14 protein-coding genes are annotated in these 12,523 nt (G+C 68.3%); 7 read left to right on the forward strand and 7 right to left on the reverse strand.

Annotation, left to right across the window (positions count from 1 at the left end; genetic code table 11):
- Positions 1–5 precede the first annotated feature (5 nt).
- Positions 6–437: an Lrp/AsnC family transcriptional regulator gene (locus AAIL68_RS01440; RefSeq protein WP_347137706.1), complete on the reverse strand. Its 432-nt coding sequence runs from the start codon at positions 435–437 to the stop codon at positions 6–8.
- Between the two features lie 166 nt (positions 438–603).
- On the opposite strand from AAIL68_RS01440, the gene AAIL68_RS01445 reads away from it, so the two are divergent.
- Entirely contained in the window at positions 604–1,758 is a 1,155-nt protein-coding gene (locus AAIL68_RS01445) for a type III PLP-dependent enzyme (protein WP_347137707.1), read from the forward strand.
- Between the two features lie 124 nt (positions 1,759–1,882).
- Here AAIL68_RS01445 and metF read toward each other — a convergent pair whose 3' ends face one another.
- The gene (metF, locus tag AAIL68_RS01450) at positions 1,883–2,755 is read right to left on the reverse strand and encodes a methylenetetrahydrofolate reductase [NAD(P)H] (RefSeq protein ID WP_347137708.1); all 873 of its coding nucleotides are present in this window, start codon (positions 2,753–2,755) and stop codon (positions 1,883–1,885) included.
- Positions 2,756–2,845: 90 nt separating this feature from the next.
- Between metF and AAIL68_RS01455 the strand changes: the two genes are divergently transcribed.
- The 3 genes from AAIL68_RS01455 (at position 2,846) to AAIL68_RS01465 (ending at position 5,823) form a co-directional block, all read left to right on the forward strand.
- Entirely contained in the window at positions 2,846–3,760 is a 915-nt protein-coding gene (locus tag AAIL68_RS01455) for a LysR family transcriptional regulator (RefSeq protein WP_347137709.1), read from the forward strand.
- 218 nt (positions 3,761–3,978) lie between these two features.
- On the forward strand, positions 3,979–4,767 hold the full coding sequence (locus tag AAIL68_RS01460; protein ID WP_347137710.1) for an inositol monophosphatase family protein: 789 nt from the start codon (positions 3,979–3,981) through the stop codon (positions 4,765–4,767).
- A gap of 102 nt (positions 4,768–4,869) precedes the next feature.
- Positions 4,870–5,823: a DMT family transporter gene (locus tag AAIL68_RS01465; protein WP_347137711.1), complete on the forward strand. Its 954-nt coding sequence runs from the start codon at positions 4,870–4,872 to the stop codon at positions 5,821–5,823.
- 172 nt (positions 5,824–5,995) lie between these two features.
- On the opposite strand, the gene AAIL68_RS01470 is transcribed toward AAIL68_RS01465, so the two are convergent.
- Complete coding sequence (locus AAIL68_RS01470) at positions 5,996–8,047, reverse strand: lytic transglycosylase domain-containing protein (RefSeq protein WP_347137776.1); 2,052 nt, start codon at positions 8,045–8,047, stop codon at positions 5,996–5,998.
- Between the two features lie 111 nt (positions 8,048–8,158).
- Between AAIL68_RS01470 and dapA the strand changes: the two genes are divergently transcribed.
- Both dapA and AAIL68_RS01480 read left to right on the forward strand, forming a co-directional pair.
- Positions 8,159–9,034: a 4-hydroxy-tetrahydrodipicolinate synthase gene (gene dapA / locus AAIL68_RS01475; protein WP_347137712.1), complete on the forward strand. Its 876-nt coding sequence runs from the start codon at positions 8,159–8,161 to the stop codon at positions 9,032–9,034.
- Between the two features lie 97 nt (positions 9,035–9,131).
- The gene (locus AAIL68_RS01480; protein WP_347137713.1) at positions 9,132–9,305 is read left to right on the forward strand and encodes a hypothetical protein; all 174 of its coding nucleotides are present in this window, start codon (positions 9,132–9,134) and stop codon (positions 9,303–9,305) included.
- A gap of 19 nt (positions 9,306–9,324) precedes the next feature.
- On the opposite strand, the gene AAIL68_RS01485 is transcribed toward AAIL68_RS01480, so the two are convergent.
- Positions 9,325–9,924 (reverse strand): HNH endonuclease, encoded by a 600-nt coding sequence (locus tag AAIL68_RS01485; protein WP_347137714.1) that lies wholly within the window; start codon positions 9,922–9,924, stop codon positions 9,325–9,327.
- 185 nt (positions 9,925–10,109) lie between these two features.
- On the opposite strand from AAIL68_RS01485, the gene AAIL68_RS01490 reads away from it, so the two are divergent.
- Entirely contained in the window at positions 10,110–10,535 is a 426-nt protein-coding gene (locus tag AAIL68_RS01490) for a VOC family protein (RefSeq protein ID WP_347137715.1), read from the forward strand.
- Positions 10,536–10,587: 52 nt separating this feature from the next.
- On the opposite strand, the gene AAIL68_RS01495 is transcribed toward AAIL68_RS01490, so the two are convergent.
- The 3 genes from AAIL68_RS01495 to AAIL68_RS01505 are packed head-to-tail and all read right to left on the reverse strand — an operon-like array spanning position 10,588 to position 12,492.
- Positions 10,588–11,241, reverse strand: a complete 654-nt coding sequence (locus AAIL68_RS01495) for a dienelactone hydrolase family protein (RefSeq protein WP_347137716.1) — start codon at positions 11,239–11,241, stop codon at positions 10,588–10,590.
- Positions 11,238–11,822, reverse strand: coding sequence for a DNA-3-methyladenine glycosylase 2 family protein (locus AAIL68_RS01500; RefSeq protein WP_347137777.1), 585 nt, complete (start codon positions 11,820–11,822; stop codon positions 11,238–11,240). Before AAIL68_RS01500 ends, AAIL68_RS01495 begins: the two co-directional genes overlap by 4 nt.
- 43 nt (positions 11,823–11,865) lie before the next feature.
- Entirely contained in the window at positions 11,866–12,492 is a 627-nt protein-coding gene (locus tag AAIL68_RS01505) for a GntR family transcriptional regulator (protein WP_347137717.1), read from the reverse strand.
- Positions 12,493–12,523 lie beyond the last annotated feature (31 nt).

The following is a 12,523-nucleotide window of genomic DNA, read 5'->3' on the forward strand; positions in this document are numbered from 1 at the left end:
CCCCGTCAGACGGCTCGGTCCAGCTTGGTCGTCAGATGGATCAGGCTTTCGCAGGACCGGATACCGCCGATGGCGCCGATGCGGTCCAGCGTTTCGTCCAGTTCGGCGGTCGATGCGCTGACGATCTGCACCAGCAGGTCGATCCGCCCGCTGGTGGTGTGGATGCGTTCGACCTGCGCCATCGTCTTCAGCCGCGACAGGATGGCGGGTTGGCTGCGCGGCTCGATCGCCAGCATGACGGTGGCGCGAATACGGCCCGCCTTCGCACTCTCGCCCAGGCGCAGGGTATAGCCGGCGATCGTGCCCGAGGCTTCCAGCCGTTCCAGCCGCGCCTGCAGGGTGGACCGCGCCACCTTAAGCCGCCGCGCCAGAACCGCGACAGACATGCGGGCATCCTGCGACAGCAGCGCCACGATATTGCGGTTCAGGTCATCCACCGGCACACCCTTCGCTTCGTCAAGACGCCAGGAACTTCGTCATAATAACCAGCATGGACAGCAAATCCATGCTTTTCTCCGGTGTAATCGGTGCGGGAAGGCTTCACCCTGAAACAGGGCAGCCATGGCCCGTGACCTGATCGAACGCGCGAAAGGATCCCGCAGAATGGGGACGCAGAAGACCGTTTGGGACAATCCGGCCGATCTCATCCGCCATCTTCAACCCGACCATCCAGTGATGGCCTTCGCGCCGACGGTGCTGCAGGACCGGGCGCGGCAATTCATCAGCGGCTTTCCGGGGCTTGTCACCTATGCCGTGAAGTCGAATCCGGACGAGGCGGTGATCCAGAACCTTGTGACCGCCGGGATCCGGGGCTTCGACGTGGCATCCCCTTTCGAGATCGACCTGATCGGCCGCCTGGCCCCCCGCGCCGCGCGCCATTACCACAACCCGGTGCGTTCCCGGCGAGAGATTGCCCATGGCCTGCGCGAAGGCATCCTTGCCTGGTCGGTGGACAGCCGCAGCGAGCTGGACAAGCTGTTCGAACAGCTGCCGACCCAAGTGGGCGGAAAAGGGATCGAGATCTCGCCCCGCTTCAAGCTGCCGGTCCTGGGCGCGGCCTATGACTTCGGGTCAAAGTTCGGGGCAACGCCGGATCTGGCGGTGGACCTGCTGCGGCTGGTGGCGGAACGGGGCTATGTGCCCTCGCTGACCTTCCATCCGGGCACGCAATGCACGGACCCGATTGCCTGGGAAAGCTATATCCGCGTGGCGCGCGAGATCTGCGACAGGGCGGGCGTCAGGGCGCATCGGCTGAACGTCGGCGGCGGCTTCCCCTCGCATCGAGTGGCGGGAGTCGAGCCTGACCTGCAGTCGATCTTCACGAAAATCGCCGATACGGTGGCAGAGTGCTTTGGCGATGACGCCCCCGCCCTGGTCTGCGAACCGGGCCGGGGCCTTTGCGGCGATGCCTATGCGCTGATCACCCGCGTCAAGGGCCTGCGCGACGGGACCAATGTATTCCTGAACGACGGGGTCTATGGCGGGCTGGCGGAACTGCCGGTCATCGGCAACCTTGACCGGATCGAGGTTCTGACGCCGCAAGGCAAGCCCCGCACCGGCGAACGGTCCGGCCGCGTGATCTTCGGCCCGACCTGCGATTCGGTGGACCGCCTGCCGGGCGAACTGGCCCTGCCCGACGACGTGGCCGAGGACGATTACATCGTCTTCAAGGGCGCGGGCGCCTATTCGGTGGTGATCAACACCCGCTTCAACGGCTTCGGCGCCATGACCTTCGCCACGGTGATGGGCTTCGAATAAAACCTTTCACCTTGGCTTGAATATCCCACAGGGGGAGAGACGCGCCCGAAAAAAGGGCCAGTGGACCTTTTTCAGCGGCGAACGCCTGCCGCCTTGCGGCAGACTGGGGCGAAGCGCCCCCGGCTTAAGCCACCGCGCCCAGGCCGCGTACCGGCTCGACCCCAAGCGCCCCGCAAACCGCCAATGTCAGATCGGGCCGGTTCAGCGTATAGAAATGCAGCCGCTCCACGCCGCCCTCCAGCAGATCGCGGCACAGCGTCACGCAGGTCCGTTCCGACAGCGCGCGCTCCGCCACCGGGCCTTCGGCTGCGGCCTTGGAAAACGCCTCCTCGGCCCAGGCGGGCACACTGGTCCCGCAGGTGGCTGCGAACCGCTTGGCGCCTGCCCAACCCTGGATCGGCAGGATGCCGGGGATGATCGGCGCGTCGATGCCCGCCGCCGCGCATTTGTCGCGGAAGCGGAAGAAGGTGTCGGCGTCGAAGAAGAACTGCGTGATGGCACTGGTCGCGCCCGCGTCGATCTTGCGCTTCAGCCAGGCGACGTCCGCATCCGTGCCGCTGCTGTCCGGGTGCGGCTCGGGATAGGCGCCGACGCGGATGGTCATGTCGCCGCGCGCGGCAATCGCCTCGATCAGCTCGACCGTGTTGGCAAAGCCTTCGGGATGCGGGGTGAAGCGGTCCTGGCCTTTCGGCGCATCGCCGCGCAGGGCCACGATCTCGCGGATCCCGGCATCGGCATAGGATTGCACGATCTCCATGGTCTCGGCCCGCGTGGCTTCCACGCAGGTCAGGTGCGCGGCGACGGGGATGCCGTAATGGCGGTGGATGGTCGTCACCGCCTCATGCGTCAGCTTGCGGGTCGTGCCGCCCGCGCCATAGGTGACGGACACGAAGTCCGGCGCCAGTGGCGCCAAGGCCCGCGCGGTTTCCCACAGCCGGAAGGACGCATCCAGCGTCTTCGGCGGAAAGAACTCGAAACTGATCTGCGGGCGGGACATGGCTGTTTCCTTTGCTTTGGGCGCTTGTGCCATGGGCGGGGCCGTGAGACAAATTCATAATCCTCAAGATCAACATGAGCCTGTCTCACCATGCATCTGGAACTGCGTCACTTGCGCACTGTCCGCGCCATCCATGAACAGGGGGGCCTCGCCCGCGCGGCCGAGGTGCTGAACATCACGCAGTCCGCCCTGTCCCATCAGGTCAAGGCACTGGAGGAGCAGGCAGGCGTCGATCTGTTCGTCCGCCGCGCCAAGCCGATGCGCCTGTCCCCCGCCGGGATGCGCCTGCTGCGGCTGGCCGAGCAGGTTCTGCCGCTGGTCCAGGCCACCGAGGCCGAGTTCAAGGGCGTCGAGGCGGGCCGCATCGGGCGGTTGCACATCGCCATGGAATGCCACGCCTGTTTCGACTGGCTGCTGCCGGTCCTGGACATCTTCCGCCGTTCCTGGCCCGAGGTGGACCTGGACATCCGCCAGCGGCTGGCCTTCGGCGCGCTGCCCGCGCTGACGCGGCAAGAGGTCGATCTGGTTATCTCCTCGGACCCCGAGGAGATGGCAGGCGTGATCTTCCAGCCGCTGTTCGATTATTCGCCGACGCTGGTGGTGCCGGCGGGTCATCCGCTGGTGGAAAAAGGCTATGCCGATCCCGCCGATCTGGCCGGGGAAACCCTCATCACCTATCCCATGGACCGGGCGCGGCTGGATGTGTTCAGCCAGTTCCTGACCCCTGCGGGGGTGGAGCCCGCCCAGAGCCGCACCGTCGAACTGACCGCCGTGGCGCTGATGCTGGTCGCATCGGGGCGTGGCATGGCGGTGATGCCCGACTGGGTGCTGCGCCGCGAATCCGCCAATACGGAAATCGCCATGCTGCCCCTGACGCGCGGCGGGATCATCCGGCGGCTCTACGCGGCGGTGCGGACCGAGGATCTGGCGCAACCCTACATGGCTCATGTGCTGCGGCTGTCGCGGACCGAGCCGTTGCGGATGCTGCGGGGGGCGGCGGCTTAGACTGGCGAAGGCCATCGCCTTCGCCATGCGTTGTCCTATCTACCCAAACCGCCGGCCTACTGGGTCGCGGGATGGCACCGTCTCTGGTGGCGCCGTCACACGCGGGCGGGGGAAACGCACGCATTTCCTGATCCCGCCCGTGGTGCGGTGTGGTGGGATGCTTCACATTTCCCCCGCTTCCCCCTATGACGCCTCCAACCCCATTCCCGGAGCATCCCATGGCAAGCGCCAATCTGAACGTCATGATCAAGGCCGCCCGCAAGGCCGGGCGCAGCCTCGTCAAGGATTTCCGCGAGGTCGAGAACCTTCAGGTCAGCGTCAAGGGCGCGGGCGACTTCGTCAGCAAGGCCGACCAGGAAGCCGAGCGGATCATCAAGGAAGAACTGCGCGGCGCGCGCCCGAACTATGGCTGGCTGGGCGAGGAAACCGGCGAGGAAGCGGGTGAAGACCCCACCCGCCGCTGGATCGTCGATCCCCTGGACGGCACCACCAACTTCCTGCACGGGCTGCCGCACTGGGCCGTCAGCATCGCGCTGGAGCACAAGGGCGAGATCGTCGCCGCCGTCATCTTCGATGCCGCCAAGGACGAGTTGTTCGTGGCCGAGAAGGGCGGCGGCGCCTTCATGAACGACCAGCGGCTGCGCGTGTCGGGGCGCCGGCGGCTGGACGAATCGCTGTTTGCCACGGGCATCCCCTTCGCGGGCCGGGGTCCGCTACCCGCCGCGCTTCAGGATCTGGCGCGGCTGATGCCGCTGACGGCGGGGGTCCGCAGGCTGGGATCGGCGGCGCTGGATCTCGCCTGGGTCGCGGCGGGGCGTTACGACGGCTATTGGGAACGCGGCAACAAGCCCTGGGACGTGGCGGCGGGCATCCTGATGGTGCGCGAGGCGGGCGGCTTTGTCGAAGGCATCCGCGACGGTGACGACCCGCTGGAGTCGGGCCGCCTGATCGCCGCGAACACGCAGATCTTCGAGCCGTTGGCCAAGATCATCCGCACCCGCGACTGAGGGGCGGCGTGCAATCCTGCGGGATTGCACGATGCGCAAGGCGGGCTTGCCTTGACCTTGCGGCAGGACGGGCGCATGGCGGGGCCAGCCAAGGACCGCGCCATGTCAAAAGACCAGAACCACCCGCCCTATGCCGCCTCGGCGGCCACCGCCTCCGCGGCGCCGCCGGTGCCGGCCAGGACTGGCGCGGTGCCGGACCGGACCGGGCTTGCGATCCTGCTGATGTGCGCGACCAGCTTCATCTTCGCGCTGCAGGACGCCTTTTCGCGGATGCTGGGGTCGGAATATCCGCCCGTGCTGGTGGTCATGCTGCGATACTGGGTCTTTGCGCTGTTCGTCATCGCCATGGTGGCGCGCCAGCCGGGCGGGCTGCGCCGCGCCATCCGCACCAAACGCCCCAAGACGCAACTTTTGCGCGGCGCGATCCTGGTCCTGGAAACCACCCTGATGGTCGAGGCCTTCGTGCGCCTTGGCCTGGTCGGCACGCACGCGATCTTCACCGCCTATCCGTTGCTGGTCGCCGCGTTGTCCGGCCCGATCCTGGGCGAGAAGGTCGGCTGGCGGCGGTGGACGGCCATCGGCGTGGGCTTTGTTGGCATCCTGATCATCCTGCAGCCGGGCAGCGCGGTGCTGAACCTTGGCTCGGTCCTGGCCTTTGTCTCGGCGCTGCTGTTCGCGCTCTACGGGCTGTTGACGCGGCATGTGTCGCGCGACGATCCGGCGACCGTCAGCTTCTTCTGGACGGGCATCGCGGGGGCGGCGACCGTCACCGTGCTGGGCATCGGCCAGTGGGAATGGCTGGCCCCGACCGACTGGATCTGGATGGGGCTGCTGTGCGTCTGCGGGCTGTTGTCGCATTACCTGCTGATCCGCGCCTATGAACTGGCCGAGGCATCCGCCCTGCAGCCCTTCGCCTATACGCAACTGGCCTGGGTCAGCGTGATCGGCGTCCTGGTCTTTGGCGAGGTGCTGCACATGAACATCGTCATCGGCGCGGCGATCGTCGTGGCGGCGGGGCTGTTCACGCTGTGGCGCGCGAGGGTCCGTCAGGGATGACGCAACAGCGCCGCGCGTTGCATGGGCGCGGGGCGCAACGGATCGGGCGGCGGGCGGCGGATGGGCCAGCAAAAGCTGGATCTTGCGCCGCACCGGGCGTCCGCCGGGGATTCACAGGGCGTACACAGGCCGTACACCGCTTGCGCGTGTCGCCCTTCCGGTGGGCCGGTTTTCAGTCTCGGGCCGCTGCCTCGACCGCCACCGGCTTCCACCCTTCCGGCAGCCTTGGTCCGATGAAGGGCTTTGCCACGGGCCGCGCCGACAGGGCCAGGGTCAGCCGCGCCACGGGAGGCGGCATCAGCCCGCCGCCGGTCAGATCCCAGGTGGGCACGATGGGCGCGGGGCGGCCCAGGATGCGGGCGCGATAGACGGGCATCGCCTCGGTCACGCGCATGACATAGTTGCGCGTTTCGTCGAAGGGAATCAGTTCCACCCAGTCCACCGGATCGGCATCGCGGCGCAGGTCGCCGAAGTCGCGCAGCCAACGGGCCGGGCGTCCCGGCCCCGCGTTGTAGCCCGAAGCCGTCAGCGCGGTGGAGGCTCCGAAGCGGTTGCGCAGCCCCGCCAGATAGGCGGCACCCAGCCGGGCGTTATAGGCCCCGTCCGTCGTCAGGCGCGCCACGTCGAAGGGCTCGCGGATCTCGCGCGCCATCTGTCGGGCGGTGTCGGGCATCACCTGCATCAGCCCGCGCGCGCCGACCGGGCTGCGGGCGGCAGGGTTGAATTCGGATTCCTGCCGGGCGATGGACAGGGCCAGTTCGGTCGGGACGCTGAAATCGGTCCGCTCCAGCCCGGTCAGGGGGAAATGCGCGGCGGGATGGATGACGCCCTTGTCGGCGGCGCGTTTCGACAGGCGCAGGGCGTGCCAGGGCATCCCGGCCTCGGCCATCAGGCGGGACATGCGCAGGCTGTCCTGCGGATCGGCGGTTTCCGACAGATGCAGGAAGAACCGCTGCGCCTCGTCCGGGCGGCCCGTCGCCAGAAGCCACAGCCCGGCCTGGAAGACGCCGCTGCCGCCCAAGGGGGACCGGCGCCAGTCGGGCAGGGGGCCGGGGGTGGCGTAGTCGGCGGGCATCGTCGCGCCGACCTGTTCGGCGGCAAGCTGGCCGTAATAGGTGCCGGGCATGGCCGCCGCCTGCGCAAAGGCGGCATCCGCCGCCTTGTCGCCAAGCGCCTGGCGGGCACGGCCCTGCCAGTAGAAGGCGCGGGATTTGCTGATCTGGCTGCCGACCACCGTTTCCAGATGCAGGAAATGCGCCAGCGCCCGGTCCGCCGCGCCCTGCTTCAACGCGGCAAAGCCCGTCAGCCATTCCAGATCCGCGTAATGGCGGTTGTCCGGCGGCAGGAAATGCGGCCGGGCCAGGGCCTCGGCCCGCGCCCAGTCGCCATTGCGCATCGCCATGCGCGCGTAATCCACGCGCATGGGCGCCCAGGCCGCCGGATCGCGCAGGGTGTCGGCAGTGGTCGAGGCCTCCAGCATCAAGGCCTGCGCGCCTTCGTGCTGCTTGGCGCGGACCCGCCACAGAAAGCGGTCCAGCGTCAGGCCGGGATCGGTGCGGGCGGCAGGGGGCAGGGCCAGGATCAGGTCGTCCACGCCCGCCCGCCCCGCCTGCAAGGCGATGCGCGCGGCCAGCAGGGGGCGGTCGGCCTCCGGCAGTTTCGGCAGCAGGCGTTCGGCCTGCGCCCATTCCCGGCGGTCCAGCATCGCCACGGCCCGCGCGGTCATCAGGGGCGCCAGTTCGGCGCCATGGGCGGCCAGGAAGGCGGTTTCCTCGGGCGCGGTCAGCGGGACGGTGGTCCAGAAGCGGGCGCGCTCGGCCTTGGCGGACTCGGTATCCACCACCGCCAGATAGGCGTTTTCGGCCACCAGCGTGCCGGGCAGGCGGTCGCCGAACCAGTCGCGGATGTCCTGCGGGGGCAGGTCGGGGCGCAGCTTCGCATCGCCCCGTTCCCGCAGCAGGGCCAGCCCCGGCCAGTCGCCATGGGTGCGGGCGAAGGCGATGTAGTCGCCGATGGCCCCGTGGCCTGCGCGCAGGGCCTGCCAGCCGACCAGGGCCTCGGCCATCGGGCCGGACCGGCGGGCGGCGTCGCGGGCCGTCACCCAATCGCGCGCTTCCGCCGCCGACAGGGCCAGCGCCATCGCGCCCGCATCCTCGGCCCGCGCGGGGGCCAAAGGGGCAAGGGCCAGCAGCCCCACGGCCAGCATGTCGCGCAGAAGTCGCATCACCACCCTGTGTCGCCGCCGCATCGCCGGGACGCAATTCACAACCTTGGCAAGTTCCGTCCGCCCCGTTAATCAGGCGCGCAATCCATATCATCTGCAAGGAAGCGTGTCATGTTCAAGGGATCCCTGCCCGCATTGGTCACGCCGTTCACCAAGGACGGCGAACTGGACCTGGACACGCTGAAGAAGCTGGTGGACTGGCATGTCGAGCAAGGCAGCCACGGCCTTGTCCCCGTCGGCACCACCGGCGAAAGCCCGACGCTGACCCATGACGAACACCGCCTGGTGATCGAGGAGGTGGTGCGCGCCGTGGATGGCCGCATCCCGGTCATCGCGGGCGCGGGATCGAACAGCACCCGCGAAGGCATCGGCCTGATCCGCCACGCGGCCGAGGTGGGCGCCGACGCAGCCCTGGTCGTGACCCCCTATTACAACAAGCCTACCCAGGCGGGCCTGATCGCGCATTTCACCGCCCTGGCCGAGGCGTCCGACCTGCCCATCGTCATCTACAACATCCCCGGCCGCTCGGTCGTGGACATGATGCCCGAAACCATGGGCGAACTGGCCAAGCTGCCCACCATCATCGGCGTCAAGGACGCCACCGGCAAGCTGGAGCGGGTAAGCCAGCAGCGCATCACCTGCGGGGCGGATTTCATGCAACTGTCGGGCGAGGACGCGACCGCGCTGGGCTTCAACGCCCATGGCGGCGTGGGCTGCATCAGCGTTACGGCGAACGTGGCGCCGAAGCTGTGCGCCGAGTTCCAGGAGGCGACGCTGGCGGGCGATTACGCCAAGGCATTGGAGTACCAGGACCGGCTGATGCCGTTGCACGTCGCGATCTTCGTGGAGCCGGGCCTGGTCGGCGCGAAATACGCGATGTCGCGGCTGGGGCTTTGCGACGAACGGGTCCGCCTGCCGCTGGTGCCGCTGACCGATCCGACCCGCCGCCTGATCGACGCGGCCCTGGAACATGCGGGCCTGATCTGACCGCCCGGATGCGCGCGACATTTTCGCGCGCATTTTCCGCATCGCCTTTTCAAAGCCGATTCTTCATCCCATATTGAAGGGAAGGAGACGCCATGCCATGCCCTTGCCGCATTTTCTGGTCCTGATCGCCGCAGTCGTCCTTGTCGCCGCGCTGACGCTGTGGGCGGCCTTTGCCGCCGGTGCGCCCGTGGTGGTGCTGGCGATGGTCACGCTGTCGGCCGCCGCCGCCCTGCACCTGTCCCAGGGCGACCGGCACGACCACGACGCCTGAAAAAGGGGCGCCCGGCCCCTCAGCTTTCCAGTTCAGCGTCCCAGTAGAGGAAGTCCATCCAGCTTTTGTGCAGGTGATTCGGCGGAAAGCGCCGGCCCGCCGCATGCATCTCCTCGGGCGAGGGTTGGCGCGGCTTGCGGCGCAGGCTCATCCCCGAATGGCGCAGGCTGCGATTGGCCTTGCGCAGGTTGCAGGGCGAACAGGCGGCGACCACGTTGTCCCAGCTTGTGACGCCGCCGCGCGACCGGGGCACCACATGGTCGAAGGTCAGGTCGCCCCTGGCGCCGCAATACTGGCAGCAGAATTCGTCCCGCAGAAAAAGATTGAAGCGCGTGAATGCCACGCGCTTCTGGGGTTTGACGTAATCCTTCAGGACCACGACCGAGGGCAGCTTGAACGCCTGGCGCTGACTTCGCACCACCTCCTCGTATTCGGCGATGATGTCCACGCGGTCCAGGAAGGCGGCCTTGATCGCCTCTTGCCAAGGCCAGAGCGACAGCGGGTAATAGGACAGCGGCCGGTAATCCGCGTTCAGGACCAGGGCGGGATAATGGCGCAGGCTTGCAGGCTCGCGCACGAACTGGGTCCGAAAGTCCGTTTGATGTCGGTCGTCAAGCATATGGCCTTCCCGTCTGCCCCCATGGGGTGACCGGGGGCGCCCGTCAGATCCGTGACCCCGACTATATATCGCGTCCGGCATCTGGCAAGCCCCCGGATCTATCCGGTCCGCCGATGGGATAGCCGATGTCGATGACAAGGCCGTGACGGTTGCCCCAGGGCCACACAGATGGCAGGCTGCATCCCATGACCGACCGGACGCCCCCTGTTCTCGGCACGCTGGAATCCGCGCTTTACGCCGAGGATCTTGACGCCGCGCTAATCTTCTGGCGCGACGTGATGGGGCTGGAGCCGTTCCAATGCGTGCCAGGGCGACACCTGTTCTTTCGGGTGGCGCCCGCGCAGGTGCTGCTGGTCTTCAACCCCGCCGCCACCGAACAGCCGCCGAAACCCGATGCCAGGCTGCCGGTGCCCCCGCATGGCGCACGCGGACCGGGCCATTTCTGCCTGGCTGTCGCCCCCGACCAGCTTGACGCCTGGCGCGACCACCTGACCACCCAAGGCATCGCCATCGAGGCGGATTTCCACTGGCCGAACGGCGCCCGGTCGATCTATCTCCGCGATCCGGCGGGCAATTCCGTCGAACTGGCCGATCCCGCGATCTGGGCCTGATCTTCTGTGCCCAAATATCCCACGGGGGTCCGGGGGTGTGAAACCCCCGGCTTTACTTCCTCAACCGATCCTTCAGGAAGCTCAGCGCCACCGACAGGCCGTCCGGCGAAATCCCGTGTCCGGTGCCCTTCATCACATGGCCATAGACGGTGAAGCCCGCCTTCTCCAGCGCCTCGCCCGCCAAAGTCATGTCCTGGAACGGCACCATGGGATCCTGGTCGCCATGCAGCAGCAGGACCGGCGGCTTCACCTTCGCCTCGGCCGCCAGCAGTTCGGGCGCCAGCAGGCGGCCCGAAAAGCCGATGATGCCCGCCACGGGCTCAGCGCGACGGGGCAGCACATGCAGCGCCATCATCGTGCCTTGCGAAAAGCCCACGACCAGCATCCGGTCGGCCGTCAGCCCTTCGTCCGCCAGAACCTTGTCCAGCCAGTCGTTCAGCAAGCCGATGGAGCGGGCCATGGCCTCCTTCGCCTGCGCCTCGGTCGAGCCGTCCAGCCAGGGGATCGGAAACCACTGGTAGCCGAAGGGGTTGTTGATGCTGCGTTCCGGCGCGTCGGGGGCGTAAAAGGCCACGCCGGGCAGATGCGGCGACAGGGGATCGGCCAGGCCCAGCAGATCGGCCCCGTCCGCGCCATAGCCGTGCAGGAAGACCACGACCGCATCGGCCTTGGCGGGGCCCTTGCGGGCGGATTTCAGAACGGTCATGTCACTCCCTCGCGGCCTTTGGCCAGGCGGTAATAGGCCCAGAGCCCCCGCGCCGCAACCGCGCGCCAGGGGCGCCAGGGTTCGGCCATTCCGCGCAGGGCGGCAGGGGTGGGGCGGGCGTCCAAGCCATACATGATCCGCGCGGCCTCCTGCAGCGCCAGGTCGCCCGCCGCAAACACATCCGCCCGGCCAAGCGCGAATTTCAGATAGATTTCCGCCGTCCAGACGCCGATGCCCGGCAGCGCCACCAGGGCCGCGATCACGTCGTCGTCGGGCAGGACACGCAACCCGTCCCAATCCAGCCCCGCCGCCGCGATGCCCTTCAGATAGCGCGCCTTGGGCCGCGACAATCCCGCCGCGCGCAGGGCGTCCTCGTCCGCCGCCGCGATGGCGGTTTCGGTCACCAGCCCCGCCGCCTTCATGCGCGCCCAGATCGAATCCGCCGCCGCGACCGAGATCTGCTGCGCGACGATGGCCGATGCGATGGCCTCGAACCCGTCCGTCCGCCGCCGCAGGGGCAGGGGGCCGATCTGCGGCGCGACGCGCGCCCAGACCGGGCAGACGGCTGCCAGATGCGCCATGCCCTCGGCCAGATCGGCCTCGGTCTGGATCAGGCGGGGGGCATCAGTCACGATCCACCGCCGCCTCCAGCTTCAGCCGCGTTTCCCAGGCCATCGAGATATGCTGCCGCAGCGCCTTGTCCGCCGCTGCCCCGTCGCCCGCGGCGATGGCGTCCACGATGCGCTTGTGTTCGGCAAGCGCGGTTTCGCCCCGTCCTTCTGCGGCAAGCGAGGTCTTGGCCATCAGCGCCATGGTCCGATGCACCAGGTCAAGCTGCTGGATCAGATAGCGGTTGTGCGAGGCCAGGTGGATCTGGTGGTGGAAACGCTTGTTGGCGCGGGCCAGGGCCTCGGGGTCGCGGACGGCCCGCTGGTCCTCGGCCACCATCTGGGCCAGGACGCGCACCTCCTCGGGCGTGGCGTGGCGGGCGGCCAGGCGGGCGGCCAGGGCCTCCAGTTCCGCGCGCACCGTGTAAAGCTCGGCCAGCTGGTTGTGGTCCAGCGATGCGACGATCAGGCTGCGCCCGTCGCGGACCAGCATGGCCTGGGTTTCCAGCCGCTGCAGGGCTTCGCGCACCGGGGTGCGGCTGACGCCGAAGCGTTCGGCCAGTTCCGATTCGACCAGCCGGTCGCCGGGGCGATAGGTGCCGGCTTCGATCGCGGCCAGGATCAGGGAATATGCGTCCTTCATGGCCGCACGATTGGCCGCGCGCCGCCCGATT

Source organism: Paracoccus sp. SSK6 (assembly GCF_039770665.1).
In the GTDB taxonomy this organism is placed as follows: Bacteria; Pseudomonadota; Alphaproteobacteria; order Rhodobacterales; family Rhodobacteraceae; genus Paracoccus.

Excerpts from the sequence above, each read along its gene's own strand:
- AAIL68_RS01445 (WP_347137707.1), top strand. The coding sequence starts at position 604 with ATGGGGACGCAGAAGACCGTTTGGGACAATCCGGCCGATCTCATCCGC.
- metF (WP_347137708.1), bottom strand. The coding sequence starts at position 2,755 with ATGTCCCGCCCGCAGATCAGTTTCGAGTTCTTTCCGCCGAAGACGCTG.
- AAIL68_RS01455 (WP_347137709.1), top strand. The coding sequence starts at position 2,846 with ATGCATCTGGAACTGCGTCACTTGCGCACTGTCCGCGCCATCCATGAA.
- AAIL68_RS01460 (WP_347137710.1), top strand. The coding sequence starts at position 3,979 with ATGGCAAGCGCCAATCTGAACGTCATGATCAAGGCCGCCCGCAAGGCC.
- AAIL68_RS01465 (WP_347137711.1), top strand. The coding sequence starts at position 4,870 with ATGTCAAAAGACCAGAACCACCCGCCCTATGCCGCCTCGGCGGCCACC.
- AAIL68_RS01470 (WP_347137776.1), bottom strand. The coding sequence starts at position 8,047 with ATGCGACTTCTGCGCGACATGCTGGCCGTGGGGCTGCTGGCCCTTGCC.
- dapA (WP_347137712.1), top strand. The coding sequence starts at position 8,159 with ATGTTCAAGGGATCCCTGCCCGCATTGGTCACGCCGTTCACCAAGGAC.
- AAIL68_RS01480 (WP_347137713.1), top strand. The coding sequence starts at position 9,132 with ATGCCCTTGCCGCATTTTCTGGTCCTGATCGCCGCAGTCGTCCTTGTC.
- AAIL68_RS01485 (WP_347137714.1), bottom strand. The coding sequence starts at position 9,924 with ATGCTTGACGACCGACATCAAACGGACTTTCGGACCCAGTTCGTGCGC.
- AAIL68_RS01490 (WP_347137715.1), top strand. The coding sequence starts at position 10,110 with ATGACCGACCGGACGCCCCCTGTTCTCGGCACGCTGGAATCCGCGCTT.
- AAIL68_RS01495 (WP_347137716.1), bottom strand. The coding sequence starts at position 11,241 with ATGACCGTTCTGAAATCCGCCCGCAAGGGCCCCGCCAAGGCCGATGCG.
- AAIL68_RS01500 (WP_347137777.1), bottom strand. The coding sequence starts at position 11,822 with ATGGCGCATCTGGCAGCCGTCTGCCCGGTCTGGGCGCGCGTCGCGCCG.
- AAIL68_RS01505 (WP_347137717.1), bottom strand. The coding sequence starts at position 12,492 with ATGAAGGACGCATATTCCCTGATCCTGGCCGCGATCGAAGCCGGCACC.